Source organism: Gemmatimonadaceae bacterium (assembly GCA_020851035.1).
In the GTDB taxonomy this organism is placed as follows: domain Bacteria; phylum Gemmatimonadota; class Gemmatimonadetes; order Gemmatimonadales; family Gemmatimonadaceae; genus JACMLX01.
The window spans coordinates 221,426-234,739 of the sequence record JADZDM010000002.1 but is presented as its reverse complement, the minus strand read 5'-3'; the positions used below and the strand labels follow the sequence as shown (position 1 = coordinate 234,739).

General features: G+C 70.9%; 11 protein-coding genes. All 11 read left to right on the top strand.

The genetic code is table 11. The annotated features are described in order from the left end of the window. The first annotated feature begins 72 nt into the window (after window positions 1-72). The 11 genes from IT355_01815 to IT355_01765 all read left to right on the top strand — a co-directional run bounded on the left by IT355_01815 (window position 73) and on the right by IT355_01765 (window position 13,286). Window positions 73-2,001 (top strand): DUF885 family protein, encoded by a 1,929-nt coding sequence (locus tag IT355_01815; protein ID MCC7051972.1) that lies wholly within the window; start codon window positions 73-75, stop codon window positions 1,999-2,001. Window positions 2,002-2,096: 95 nt separating this feature from the next. Further along, window positions 2,097-2,756, top strand: a complete 660-nt coding sequence (locus IT355_01810; protein MCC7051971.1) for a hypothetical protein — start codon at window positions 2,097-2,099, stop codon at window positions 2,754-2,756. Between the two features lie 46 nt (window positions 2,757-2,802). Next, a complete protein-coding gene (locus IT355_01805) occupies window positions 2,803-4,692 on the top strand; it encodes an ATP-binding cassette domain-containing protein (GenBank protein ID MCC7051970.1) in 1,890 nt (629 codons plus the stop codon). Window positions 4,693-4,883: 191 nt separating this feature from the next. Further along, on the top strand, window positions 4,884-5,726 hold the full coding sequence (locus tag IT355_01800) for a dienelactone hydrolase family protein (protein ID MCC7051969.1): 843 nt from the start codon (window positions 4,884-4,886) through the stop codon (window positions 5,724-5,726). A 40-nt stretch (window positions 5,727-5,766) separates the two neighbouring features. After that, complete coding sequence (locus tag IT355_01795) at window positions 5,767-6,792, top strand: lipid A deacylase LpxR family protein (protein ID MCC7051968.1); 1,026 nt, start codon at window positions 5,767-5,769, stop codon at window positions 6,790-6,792. Window positions 6,793-6,813: 21 nt separating this feature from the next. Further along, window positions 6,814-7,353: a YaeQ family protein gene (locus IT355_01790; GenBank protein ID MCC7051967.1), complete on the top strand. Its 540-nt coding sequence runs from the start codon at window positions 6,814-6,816 to the stop codon at window positions 7,351-7,353. A gap of 198 nt (window positions 7,354-7,551) precedes the next feature. Then, entirely contained in the window at window positions 7,552-7,947 is a 396-nt protein-coding gene (locus tag IT355_01785; protein ID MCC7051966.1) for a hypothetical protein, read from the top strand. A gap of 119 nt (window positions 7,948-8,066) precedes the next feature. After that, window positions 8,067-8,510 carry a hypothetical protein gene (locus IT355_01780; protein ID MCC7051965.1) on the top strand — a complete coding sequence of 148 codons (444 nt, stop codon included), beginning with the start codon at window positions 8,067-8,069 and terminating at the stop codon, window positions 8,508-8,510. A gap of 8 nt (window positions 8,511-8,518) precedes the next feature. Continuing rightward, entirely contained in the window at window positions 8,519-8,971 is a 453-nt protein-coding gene (locus IT355_01775; protein ID MCC7051964.1) for a RidA family protein, read from the top strand. Between the two features lie 173 nt (window positions 8,972-9,144). After that, the gene (locus tag IT355_01770) at window positions 9,145-12,732 is read left to right on the top strand and encodes a PAS domain S-box protein (protein MCC7051963.1); all 3,588 of its coding nucleotides are present in this window, start codon (window positions 9,145-9,147) and stop codon (window positions 12,730-12,732) included. Continuing rightward, window positions 12,729-13,286 carry a GNAT family N-acetyltransferase gene (locus IT355_01765; GenBank protein ID MCC7051962.1) on the top strand — a complete coding sequence of 186 codons (558 nt, stop codon included), beginning with the start codon at window positions 12,729-12,731 and terminating at the stop codon, window positions 13,284-13,286. The genes IT355_01770 and IT355_01765 overlap by 4 nt, the downstream gene beginning before the upstream one ends. The last annotated feature ends 28 nt before the right edge of the window (window positions 13,287-13,314 follow it).

The following is a 13,314-nucleotide window of genomic DNA, read 5'->3' as shown; positions in this document are numbered from 1 at the left end:
CGCGCCGCCGTGACGTGTACGCGTGACGGCGGCCCGCCGTCGCGCGCCTGACCCACGCCGCTGGAGCACGCCGTGACCGGAACCACCCCCGTTGTGCGCCGCATCGCCCGGTGCCTCAGCTGCGCACTGGCGATGGCCGGCGCCGCCATGCCGCTCGTGCTGCACGCGCAGGCCGCGGCGCCGCCGTTTCCGGCCGATCCGCTCGCCTCGGTGCCGGACCTCGGCCCGCTGGCGGTGCCGCGCGCGAGTGAGCTGGCAGACGTGGTGCAGCGGTACAGCGCCGACCTGGCCGCACTCGGCCGGCGCTACGATGCGGAGGGCTCGCCGGACCAGCGTGCCCGGATGCGCGGGTTCTTCGGTGCCTGGCGCACCCGCCTGCGCGCGCTGGACTTCGCGCGGCTCTCGCAGGAGGGGCGGATCGACTACGTCCTCCTCGACAACCACCTGCGCTACCAGCTCGACCTGGCCGACCGCGCCGATGCGAAGCGCGCGGAGGTCGCGCCGCTGTTGCCGTTCGCCGATGTGCTGCTCGCGCTGCACGACGACCGGCGCGACCTCGTGGCGACACCGCCGGCGACGGTGGCGCGCCAGGTGTCGGCGGTGGTGCGGCAGGTGGACAGCCTTCGCGCGCTGCTCGAGCCGGCCCCACGCGCTGGCGACAGCGCAACCACCCGGAGCCGCGGGGTCGCGCCGCGGGTGTCGCGCACCGTGGCCAACCGCGCCGCCGAGCGTCTGGATGCCATCCGCGCCACGCTCGCCACCTGGTATCGCTTCAACAGCGGCTACGATCCGCAGTTCACCTGGTGGCTGCGCGATCCGTACGCCAGGCTGAACGACGCGATGGTGAAGTATGCCGGTGCGATCCGGGAGCGGCTGGTGGGCATCCCGCGCAGCGCCGTGTCCACGGGCCGCGGCGGCGGCACTGGCCAGGACGCCCCGAATGCGAACACCGGTCCGATCATCGGTGACCCCATCGGCGCCGCCGGCCTGGCCGCCGACCTGCGTTACGAGATGATCCCGTACACCGCCGAGGAGCTGATCGCGATCGCGGAGCGCGAGTACGCGTTCAGCCTGGCCGAGATCCGGAAGGCGGCGCGCGAGATGGGCTTCGGCGACGACTGGAAGGCGGCGATGGAGAAGGTGAAGGACTCCTACGTCGAGCCCGGGAAGCAGCCGGCGATGATCCGCGGGCTGGCGCGGCAGGCCGAGGCGTTCTTCGCGCAGCACGACTGGGTGACCATCCCGCCGCTGGCGACGGAGGATTGGCGGATGGAGATGATGTCACCCGAGCGCCAGCGCCTGAACCCGTTCTTCCTCGGTGGTGAGCTGATCCTCGTGAGCTATCCCACCGACGACATGACCGACGAGGAGAAGCTGATGAGCATGCGGGGCAACAACCCGCACTTCTCGCACGCGACGGTCTTCCACGAGCTGAACCCCGGGCATCACCTGCAGGGCTTCATGTCGGCGCGCCACAACCCGCACCGGCGCCTCTTCTCGACGCCGTTCTGGAACGAGGGCAATGCGCTCTACTGGGAGATGTTCCTCTACGACCATGACTTCCACGTCACGCCCGAGGACCGCATCGGGGCGCTGTTCTGGCGGATGCACCGGAGCGCGCGGATCATCTTCTCGCTCAACTTCCACCTCGGGAAGATGACGCCGGACCAGGCGATCCAGTTCCTGGTGGACACCGTGAACTTCGAGCGGGCGAACGCCGAGGGGGAGGTGCGCCGGTCGTTCGCGGGCGACTACTCGCCGCTGTACCAGGCGGCGTACATGCTCGGTGGCCTGCAGATGCGCGCGATGTACAAGGCACTGGTGACGGGGAAGACGCTGCGGGAGCGCGAGTTTCACGACGGCGTGCTGCTGGGCGGGCCGATGCCGATGGCGATGGTGCGCGCCCGCCTCGCGAACATCCCGCTCACGCGTGACGGGCCGGCGCCATGGAAGTTCGCGGATGAGCTGCCGGCGTCGCGGCCGTTTCCCGTCCGGCGCTGACGGCGCCTCGCGCCCCGGTCCGGCGCGGCCGCGACCGCCGGGAAACTCCCGGCTGTCGCGCGTCGTAGGGAGGCACACCGACACGGGAGGACGTGATGGAGGGACGCTTTCGCCGGCTGCACGAAGCGGCGCGCCGCACTGCCGCGCTGCACCGCCTCGCCGTCATCTCGAGGATCCTGCTCGCGCTGGCGTTCGTGCCGACGGCGCTGGTGAAGGTGCAGGGAAAGCGCTTCACCTCCATCAGCGTGCAGGAACCGATCGGCTACTTCTTCGAGGCCCTGTACCAGAGCGGCTTCTACTGGCGCTTCCTCGGCCTCTCGCAACTGGTGGCAGGGGCCTTGTTGCTCATCCCGTCGACGTCCACGCTGGGCGCGGTGCTCTTCCTGCCGATCATCCTCAACATCTTCGTCATCACCGTCTCGCTGCACTTCACGGGCACGCCGGTGATCACGGGGCTGATGCTGCTCGCCTCACTGTTCCTGGTCTGCTGGGACTACCACCGTCTCGCCGCGATCGTCTGGGGCGCGCGCGGCGGCTACGAGGTGCCGGCATCGCCGGTCTTCCCCGGGATCGAGCGCGCAGGGTACGCGCTGGGCGCGTCAGCCGCGATGGTGCTGCTCTTCAGCGCGCGCGGCCTGGCGGTCGGCGGGCCGATGCGGGTCATGCTGGTGTCGGCCGTCGGCGCGGCGGTGCTGGCGTGCCTGATGGTGATCGCGGGGTGGCGCATCGCGGCCGGTGGGCCGCTTCGCACCTGAGGTAGATTGCGGGGCCGGTCCATCCAGCCCCTTCGCGCCGCTTTCCATGTCCCTGTTGGGCCTGCAGGACGTCAGTCTCGCCTTCGGTGGCCCCGCGCTCCTGTCGCACGCGGATTTCAGCATCGAGCGCGGTGAGCGCGTCTGCCTGCTCGGCCGCAACGGCACCGGCAAGAGCACGCTGCTGAAGCTCCTCGACGGCTCGCTCCTGCCCGACACGGGCGAGGTGGTGCGGATCAGCGGGCTGACGGTGTCGCGGCTGGAGCAGGAGATCCCCGAGGATGTGGGGGGCAGCATGTTCGACGTGGTGGCGGCCGGCGTGGGCCCGTCCGGCGCGCTGCTGGCGCAGTACCACCACGCGAGCCTGCACCTGGCCACCGATGCCGGCCCGAAGGCGCTGAAGGAGCTCGAGCGGCTGCACCACGCGCTCGACGCCGCGGATGCATGGCAGGTGCACACGCGTGTCGAGACGGCGCTGCAGCACCTGTCGCTGGATCCCGAGCTGCCATTCGCGAGCGCGTCGGGCGGCCGCAAGCGCCAGGCCCTGCTGGCCCGCGCGCTCGTCCGCCAGCCGGACATCCTGCTCCTCGACGAGCCGACCAACCACCTCGACGTGGCGGCCGTGGAGTGGATGGAGCGCATGCTGGTGGAGCGCGGGACGACGCTGGTGTTCGTCACGCACGATCGGGCCTTCCTGCGGCGCGTCGCCACGCGGATCGTCGAACTCGATCGCGGGACGCTGGTCGACTGGGGCGGTGACTACGACACGTACCTCGTCCGCAAGGAGGCGGCGCTGGACGTCGAGGCGCGCGAGTGGGCCGAGTTCGATCGCAAGCTGGCGCAGGAGGAGGTGTGGATCCGCACCGGCATCCAGGCCCGGCGCACCCGCAACGAGGGACGCGTGCGCAACCTCGAGCAGCTGCGCGTGGAGCGGAGCCAGCGCCGCGATCGCGTCGGCACCGCCACGCTCCACGCGCAGGACGCCGCGCGCTCCGGCCGACTGGTGGTGGAGGCCCGGGACGTGAGCTTCTTCCGCGGCGACACTCCGATCATCCGCAGCTTCTCCACCATCATCACGCGTGGTGACCGGGTCGGACTGATCGGCCCCAACGGCTCGGGCAAGACGACCCTCATCCGCCTCCTCCTCGGCGAGCTGGCCCCCGGTTCCGGTTCCATCACGCTCGGCACCAACCTCGAGATCGCGTACTTCGACCAGCTGCGCGAGCAGCTGGACGAAGAGCGCAGCGTCTTCGACACCATCGCCGATGGCTCCGAATGGGTGGAGATCGGCGGGGCGCGCCGGCACGTGCACGGCTACCTGCAGGAGTTCCTGTTCGGGCCGGAGCGTGCGCGGACACCGGTGCGCGCGCTCTCGGGCGGGGAGCGCAACCGGCTCCTGCTGGCGCGGCTCTTCACGCGGACGTTCAACCTGCTGGTGCTCGACGAGCCGACGAACGACCTCGACATCGAGACGCTGGTGCTGCTCGAGGCGCTGCTGCTCGAGTACGGCGGGACGCTGCTGGTGGTGAGCCACGATCGCGCCTTCCTCGACAACGTCGTCACCTCTACCTTCGCCTTCGAGGGGCAGGGGGTGGTGCGTGAGTATGCCGGAGGCTACGCCGACTGGGTGCGCCAGCGGCCGGCGCCGCCGGCGCCCGTTCCCGCCGCACGGGCGGTGCTGCCGGCACCAGCCACGCGTGCGGCGAAGAAGCGCAAGCTGAGCTACGCCGAGTCCCGCGAGCTCGAGGCGCTGCCGGAGCGCATCGATGCCGTGGAACAGGAACGGACGGCGCTGTATGCACAGCTCGCCGATCCGCTGGTCCTCCGCGACGGTGCGCTGGTGGCTGGCGCCACCGCGCGACTGGCCGCGCTGGACGCCGACCTCGCGGCACTCACGGAACGATGGGAAGCGCTGGAAACGATCGCTGGCGGGGAGTGAGCGCCCCGCGCTGCTGGAGCGGACTGGGGTGCAGGCGAAGGGATCGGGGAACGGGTGCCACCTCGGCGGCCGTTCCAGCGACAGGTGCAACCGCTACTTTTTGCACCGGACCACATCGGAGCCCCCGCTGCCGTGCGTCCTGCCCGCGTTGCCGACCACTGCCGGTCACCAGCCCCACTGCACACCGTCTCATGCACACTCTCCGCACCACACTGCTCGTGCTGGCCGCCACGGCTCCGCTCGCGGCCCAGACGGCACGTCAGCCCGACTACGCCGAGGCCATGCACGCGGCGCACGGTCGCGAGCTGCCCACCGCAACCCCCGCCGCCACGACGGCACCGCGGCGCGCGGTGACCGGGAGCGAGGTGGTGTACGGCACCGTGAACGGCCGCGAGCTGCGTGGCTACCTCTCGCGGCCGGCGGGTGCGGAGCGCGGTGGGCCGGCGATCATCGTGATCCATGAGTGGTGGGGCCTGAACGACAACATCAAGGCGGTCACCGATCGCTACGCCGGCGAGGGGTTCACGGTCCTCGCGGTGGACCTCTTCGGCCGCGTTGCGACGACGCCCGACACGGCGATGGTGCTGTACCAGGCCGCGATGAGGGACGTGCCATCCGGGGAGGCGAACGTGCGGGCGGCGATCGCGTACCTCAAGGGACAGGGGGCCACGGCACTCGGCTCGGTGGGGTACTGCTTCGGCGGTCACTGGTCGTTGCGCACGGGGCTCACCGGTGGCGCCGACATGAAGGGCATCGTCATGTACTACGGTGCGCCGATCACCGACCGTACGCAGCTCGCGCGGCTCCGCGCTCCGGTGCTCGGCCTGTTCGGGGGCCTCGACCGGGGCATTCCCGTGGACAGCGTGCGCGCCATGGAGGCGCAGATGAAGTCGATGGGGCGCCCGGTCACGATCAAGGTGTATTCCGACGCGAACCACGCCTTCGCGAACCCCTCGGGCCAGGCGTACAATGCCGTGGCGGCAACGGATGCCTGGGACCTGACGCTCGCCTTCTTCCGGCGCACGCTGCGCTGAATCGGCGGGCGCGCCGTCGTTTCGCGCCGGTTCGGCACCGGTGAGCGTGCGCCTGTTCGCGCGCGCGCGCGAGTGGATCCGGACGCCACTGGTGCTGGCCTGCGCCGCACCGTGCGCTGCCGTTTCGGCGGGCGCACAGGTGATCACGCGGGTGGTGCTCGACAACGACGCGTTCAACTTCTGGCAGCCCCCGGCGCAGCGCGCCGATCGCGAATACTCGCAGGGCACGCGCCTGGACCTGCTGCACGCGGGGGACAGTCGCCTGGCGCGGCGGCTGCTTGGCGGTGGCGCGCAGTGCCGCCCCGAGCCGATGCCGGCGCCGCGCGTGCGTGCGGCCACGCGGGACTGTCGCCTGGTCTCCGTTGCGCTGCAGCAGGCCATCTACACCCCCACGCTGAGCGCCGTCCGCCGGCGTCCGGGGGAGCGACCGTTCGCGGGATGGTTCGGGGTGGAGGCGGGGATGCTGCGCGAGTCCACGCGCAGCATGCGGGCGTTCGCGGTCGCGCTGGGCGTGACGGGCAGGCCCTCGCTGGCCGAGTCGTCGCAGAAGGCGGTGCACGAGTTCTTCGGCTTCCAGGCGCCGCAGGGTTGGGAGCTGCAGCTGCCGACGGAAGTGACGATGATGGCGAGCTACCGCGGGGCGCACGACCTGCTGCACCTGGGCCACCCGCACGCCGGCGGCCTGCAACTCGTGGCCGCACCGGTGTGGGCGGTGCGCGCGGGGACGCTCGTCACCGACGCCTCTGGTGGCGTGCAGGTCGCGCTGGGAATCCGACCACCGCTCCCCTGGCGCGAGACCGGGCGGGATCTCGCCGGTGGCTGGGGGATGTACGTCGCTGCGGGCGCGACCCAGTCGATCGTCGCGCGAAACCTGTTCCTCGACGGCTCCACCTTCGGCCCGAGCGAGCGGGTGCCTCGACATGTCACCGTCGGCACCACCGAACTGGCCATCGGCGTGCGCGGGCCGCGCGCCGTGATGGAGTGGCGGGTGCACAGCCGGGGCAGGGAATACGCCGGCCAGCCCATGGCGCATGCATATTCCACCCTCGCCCTCACCGTGCACTGACCGACCCTGACTCCGGACCCCGTGGCCCTCACCGCGACCATCTACAACTTCACCATCGAGCTCGCCGACGTGGACCGCGGCGTCTACGAGTCGCTGGTCCTGAAGGTCGCGCAGCATCCGTCGGAGACGGAGGAACGGCTGGTCACCCGGGTGCTGGCCTACTGCCTGGAGTTCGCCGAGGGGATCGCGTTCTCGCGCGGCATCAGCGAGCCCGATGAACCTGCGATCGTGGTGCGGGACCTCACCGGCACGATCACCGCCTGGGTGGAGGTCGGCGCACCGGACGCGGCCCGGCTGCACAAGGCGAGCAAGGCCGCCCCGCGGGTGGTCGTCTACATCGAGAAGCCGGCGGTGATCTACCTCCGACAGCTCGAGGGCACGCGGATCCATCGCGCGGAGTCGATCGTGGTGCGGCTGATCGACCGCGCGCTGGTCGACGGCCTCGTGGAACGCCTCGACCGCCGCATGACGATGGCGGTGTCGGTCACGGATGGCCACCTGTTCGTGTCGATGGGATCCCTCAGCATCGACGGTGCCGTCACGGACTTCGCGATTCCCTGATGGCGACCGTCACCGGTTTGTAGGTACTTTCTGGTACCATTGGGATCGGCGTGCGTTGCATGAGCGCCTTCTCACCCAGTGCGCACCATCACGCCTGGTGGTGCCCGGTGCCCTTGCGCGAGGCGACTCACCGGCTCAATTGAAGGGTGCACCCCGAGTTCTTCGCTCGACGGCCGCTGGTCCCCGGAGTGATGTTCGATGCCGATCACGTACGAGGTCGATGCGGTGCGTCGCCGTGTTGTCGCCGTGGCCACCGGCGACATCAGGGCGGAAGATGTCACCGCCTTCCTCGCGTCGGTGGCCCAGGCGCGCCTCATCGACTGCACCGGCCGTCTCGACACCACCGAGGCGAACATCCTGCTGACCGCCGACGAGACGCGGCGCCTGGTGCCGTTGATGGCGCGATTCCGGGCCGAGCAGGGGCATGCCCGGTCGGCGCTGGTGGCGGTCTCCGATGTCGCCTTCGGGATGGCCCGGATGTACGCCACGCTGGCGGCGGAGTCGGACCCGGGGTTCATGGTCTACCGCACCATGGCCGATGCCGACAAGTGGCTGGGGTGGGCAACCACGCCGGCAGTGCACGAGCACGGTTGATCGGGGTGATGCAAGGGACACGTTCGGCCCTGCCCGCAACGTCGGCAGGCGGCTGCACGGTCGGGTGCGCCGGGTGATATTGGCGCAGGCGCCAACGTTCACCCCCGCAAGCCGGTCCCATGAGCTCCGAATCGAGCATGCAGTCGTTCACCAACCACGCCAGGGTGGTGCCGGGCTACCACTACGTCACCGGCCTCCTGACGCTCACGTACCTGCTCTGGTCGGTCTGGCACGCCGTGAGCACGCGCTCCCTCGACGCGCATTTCCAGATGCTGGGCGGCATGGCGCTGCTCGGGAACTTCTGGTACACGCGCGCCTTCCCGCTCAAGGCACAGGACCGGGTGATCCGGCTCGAGGAGCGGCTCCGCCTCACCCGCCTCGTCCCCGATGACCTCCGGCCGCGCATCGACGAGCTGAGTGCCCGGCAGCTCATCGCGCTCCGGTTCGCCAGCGACGCCGAGGCGCCCGAGCTCGTGCGCTGGGTGCTGACCGACGGCATCACCGACACGAAGCAGATCAAGCAGCGCATCCGGTCGTGGCGCGCCGACACCCACCGACTCTGAGTCCTTCCATGACCCGCGTCACCCCACCGTTGCCGACCCGCCTGCTGCTCGCCGCTGCGAGCGTGCTCCTCACCGCCTGCGCCAGCGCCCGGGCCCCCGAGTTCCTCGGCACCACCGTGGGCCCGCCGCGACCCTTCTCGCCAGCCGTGCGGGCGAACGGGTTCATCTACCTCGCGGGGCAGGTCGGCACCGACAGCACCGGCGCCATCGTCACGGGTGGCATCCAGGCCGAGACACGCCAGGTGATGCGCAACATCGGCGACGTGCTGCAGCGCACCGGCAGCTCGTTCGACCGCGTCGTCAAGTGCACGGCCTTCCTCGCCGACATGCGCGAGTGGAACGCAATGAACGAGGTCTACGTCACCTTCTTCCCGGCGGGCCACTATCCGGCGCGAAGCGCCATGGGTGTCAACGGGCTGGCACTCGGCGCGCGCGTCGAGATCGAGTGCATCGCCGTGTGATCGCTGCCCGCGCAGGAGTCGGTGCCATTGTGCGCGACCGGTGCCGCGCGGCAGGGGCTGGTCAGACGTGAGCCACACGCGTGCGCCTTCCTCCATGCGGGATTGAGGGTAACGTCACAAGAGGTGCTCCCCGGTCCTCACCTGCATCCGCCCTGTCGAGGTGTGCGGCCTCCATGCGCCTCTCCGATCCTGGCCCGAGCGAGCTTCTGCGCGGCATGGGTGCCCTCGTGTGGGAAGGGACCGCCGACGGCACCAGGCGCGAGATACTCTCGACGGATCAGCGAGGTGGCTCGCCAGGCGACACGCCGGAGGCGCCGGATCCCGGATACTGGTGGCAACATGTGCATCCCGCGGACCGGGCGTTGCTCGCCGCCGCCTGTCGCGCCGCCGTGCAGGAGGGGGGCCGACGCAGCGTCGAGTACCGGCTGGTCGCCGACGATGGCGCGGTCCACTGGTACAGTGATGTCCTGGCCGCCGTGCACGGCCCGGGCGGTGCGTTGCGACTGCGCGGGCTCACGGCGGAACTCGGCGACCGCCATGTTGCGGCCGCCGTGCCCGAGGTGCCGGACTGGCGTGGCGAGTCGTTCGACGATGCCCTGCGGCTGGCGCGGATCGGGCACTTCACGCATGACCTCCGCAGCCAGGAGATGCGCTGCGCACCGCAGGTCGACGCCTTCTTCGGTTTCGCGCCCGAGCGCGCCCATCCGTTCGCCGCCTACCTGGCCGTCGTGCATCCCGACGACGTGCCCCTGCTGCGGAACCATCCGGCGTCGCTCCTGTCCACGGGGCAGGAGGAGTTCGAGATGGAGTACCGCGTCGTGCCGCACGCCGGACGCGTACTGCACCTGCGCGCGCTCGGCCGGGTGGTGCGGGACGAGGCGGGTGTTCCGGTGCAGGTGTTCGGCACGCTGCAGGACGTGACCGGGCAGAGGGTGGAGGCCCTGGAGCAGCAGGCCCATCTCTGGTTCCTCGACAGCCTGCGCGAGGTCGAGGCCACGCTGCACCATCACGGCGACCTTGCCCACATCGTGGCGGAGCTCTGCACCGCGGTGCGGCGTGTGCTCGCGTGTGACGCGGTGTGCGTGCTCGGCAGCGCCGACGATGACGGCATCCGCTGGCGGCTCGCGTGTTGTGCGGGGCCGGACGACATGCCCTCCGCGGACTGGTCGGCGATCCTGGCCGACGCGGGCGTGGCGGCCTGCCTCAGCGCAATTCGTGGCTCGGCGACACCGGTGCACCGCGGCCCCGGGGCGGCGCGCGACGTGCCGCATCTGTTCCAGTCGCGCCTGCACGTGCGGTCGCTGCTCGGCACCACCCTGCAGCCGCGCGCGAGCGCCCCGATGGTGCTGGTCGCCGTGCAGCAGTCGCATGCGCGGACGTGGACCGCGATCGAGTGCCAGCTCCTCGAGGAGATCGGGCGACGGCTCGCGGACACGTCGATCACGGTCGCCTCGTACCAGGAGCTGCGGGAGAGCGAACGCCGCCTGGCGGAATCGCAGCGCATCTCCCATGTCGGCTACTGGGAGCGTGACGTGGAGACCGGTGCGATTCGCCTGTCCGAGGAGACGCTCCGCATCATCGGCGTGGCCGATGGGGTGCAGCACTCGGACACGATCAAGGAAGTCGAGCGGCTCTGGCGCCGGCAGATCCACCGCGACGATCGCGCGCGCGTGATGGACGCGCTGGGGCGGGCGTGGGCGGGAACGGCGCCCTACGACATCGAGTACCGGATCCACCGGTTCGACGGCGCGCTGCGCGATGTCCGCAGCGTCGGCACCCTGGTGCGCGATGACCAGGGACGCGTCATCCGCCTGTTCGGAACGGTGCAGGACATCACCGAGCTCCGGAACGCGGAGCGCGAGCTGCACCTGGTGGAGTCGCGGTTCCGGGCGCTGGTCGACCACGCCAGTGATGCGTTCTACATCTTCGCCGGCAGCACCGTGGTGGACGCGAACGCACGCGCGGTGGCGCAGCTCGGCTACCCGATGCACGAGCTGATCGGGCTTGATGCCCGCGTGCTGGACGGACAGCTCACGCCGGCGGAGATGGCCACGATCACGCCGCGGCTGGCCGCCGGCGAGCACGTGTCGTTCGAGACGCTCCACCGGCGCAAGGACGGGTCGACGTTCCCGGTGGAGGTGCGCATCCGGCCGCTGGTCCATGGCGGCCAGGTGTACTCGATGTGCCTCGTCCGTGACCTGTCGGACCGGATCGACGCCGAGCGCCGGCTGCGGGAGAGCCACAGCCTGATGGAGGCGATCATCGGCGGCACCCCCGACATCGTGTACGTGATCGACCGCGGGCACCGGTGCGTGATGATCAACTCCACCGGGGCGCGCCTGCTGGAGATGTCGGTGGAGTCGATGATCGGCCGCCCCAGCCGCGAGATCTACCCGGGTCACTTCGCCGATGGCCACATCGCCGTGGACGAGCAGGTGATGCAGTCGGGGGCGCCGGCGGTGATCGAGGGGCACGCCACCTTCAACGGCGTGCGCCGCTTCTTCACCACCAGCAAGTACCCGCACCGCAACCGCGCCGGCGAGATCATCGGGATGATCGGCGTGACGCGCGAGATGACGGACTACAAGCGCCTCGAGGAGCAGCTCGTCCACTCGCAGAAGATGGAGGCGGTGGGCCAGCTCGCCGGCGGCATCGCGCACGACTTCAACAACCTCCTCACCGTCATCATCAGCTACTGCGAGCTGCTGCTGACGATGCAGCCCGCGTCCGATCCCGGCCGTGAGCTGGTGGCCGAGATCCGGCGCTGCGGGGAACGGGCCGCCACGCTCACCAGCCAGCTGCTGACGTTCAGCCGCAAGCAGCGCCTCTCGCCGCGCATCGTGAACCTGTATGCCGGCATCGGCGAGTGGCGGCGCCTCGTGCGCCCGCTGGTGCGCGAGGACATCGAGATCGACGTGTCGCTGGCCGCCGGCCTGCACTCGGTGCGGGTGGATCCCGACCAGCTCGAGCAGGCGCTCACCAACCTGGTGGTGAACGCGCGCGACGCGATGCCCGACGGGGGGCTGCTGCGCCTGGCGGTGGACGAGGTGGAGATCACGCCGGCCGGGGCACCGCTCCATGGCGGCGTGTCACCCGGCCGCTACGCGCGCATCGTGGTCGCCGACACCGGGCAGGGCATTCCCGATGCCGTGCTGGCACGCGTCTTCGAGCCCTTCTTCACCACCAAGCCGGTGGGGAAGGGCACCGGCCTGGGCCTCGCGATGGTGTACGGCTTCGTGCGGCAGTCGGGTGGCCATGTCACCATCACGAGCGAGGTGGGCGTCGGCACGAGGGTGTCGATGTTCCTCCCGTCGGTCGATGCCCCCGCCGAGTACGCACCGGAACCCGGGGGAGATGCGAATGTCCGCGGCGGGAGCGAGACGGTGCTGCTGGTGGAGGACGAGCGGGTGGTGCGCACGCTGTCGCGTCGCATCCTGGAAGGGATGGGGTACACGGTGCTCGAGGCCTTCGACGGCGAGGAGGCGCTGGCGGTGGCGCGGTCGCACCGCGGCCGGATCGACATCGTGGTCACCGACGTGGTGATGCCGCGGCTCAACGGACGCCGCATGGCCGCGGCGTTGCGCGCCGACAACCCGATGCTGCGCGTGCTGTTCGTCTCCGGCTACGCGGGCGACATGGCGGGTGACCCGGCCGCGATCCCGCCCGGCGAGCTGCTGCAGAAGCCGTTCACGCCGGCGGTGCTCGCGCGCCGGGTCCGCGAGCTGCTCGATGCCCCGCCGCCCGTGGAGCCCGCGCCATGACCATGCTCCGGCACGCGGTGCCGGCGGACGTTCCCGCGATCCGGTCACTGATCGATGCCTCGGTGCGCGGCCTCAACGCCGGTCGCTACACTGACGCCCAGGTGGAGGAATCGCTGGTCTCCGTGTTCGGCGTGGATTCGCAGCTCCTCGCGGATGGCACCTACTACGTGATCACGGACGGCGGTGCCGTCGTCGCCGCCGGCGGCTGGAGCCGGCGCACCACGCTCTACGGCGGTGACCAGGTGAAGCGCGATGAGGCCGACCCCCTGCTCGATCCCGCCACCGATGCGGCACGCATCCGGGCGTTCTACGTCGCGCCGACGCACGCACGCCGCGGCCTCGCGCGTCGCCTCTACCTGGCCTGTGAGGATGCCGCCGTGCAGGCGGGGTTCCACCGGTTCCAGCTCGGCGCCACGCTCCCCGGCGTGCCGCTCTACGAGGCGCTGGGCTTCCGTGCGGTCGAACGCGCCGACTTCGCGATGCCGTCCGGCGCGCTGCTTCCCATCATCCGCATGGAGCGGAACCTGCCCGCCGCGGTGGATCGCACGCGCTGAGCCGCACTGGACTTTCCCGGCACGCCCG

Excerpts from the sequence above, each read along its gene's own strand:
- IT355_01810 (MCC7051971.1), top strand. The coding sequence starts at position 2,097 with ATGGAGGGACGCTTTCGCCGGCTGCACGAAGCGGCGCGCCGCACTGCC.
- IT355_01805 (MCC7051970.1), top strand. The coding sequence starts at position 2,803 with ATGTCCCTGTTGGGCCTGCAGGACGTCAGTCTCGCCTTCGGTGGCCCC.
- IT355_01800 (MCC7051969.1), top strand. The coding sequence starts at position 4,884 with ATGCACACTCTCCGCACCACACTGCTCGTGCTGGCCGCCACGGCTCCG.
- IT355_01785 (MCC7051966.1), top strand. The coding sequence starts at position 7,552 with ATGCCGATCACGTACGAGGTCGATGCGGTGCGTCGCCGTGTTGTCGCC.
- IT355_01780 (MCC7051965.1), top strand. The coding sequence starts at position 8,067 with ATGAGCTCCGAATCGAGCATGCAGTCGTTCACCAACCACGCCAGGGTG.
- IT355_01775 (MCC7051964.1), top strand. The coding sequence starts at position 8,519 with ATGACCCGCGTCACCCCACCGTTGCCGACCCGCCTGCTGCTCGCCGCT.
- IT355_01770 (MCC7051963.1), top strand. The coding sequence starts at position 9,145 with ATGCGCCTCTCCGATCCTGGCCCGAGCGAGCTTCTGCGCGGCATGGGT.
- IT355_01765 (MCC7051962.1), top strand. The coding sequence starts at position 12,729 with ATGACCATGCTCCGGCACGCGGTGCCGGCGGACGTTCCCGCGATCCGG.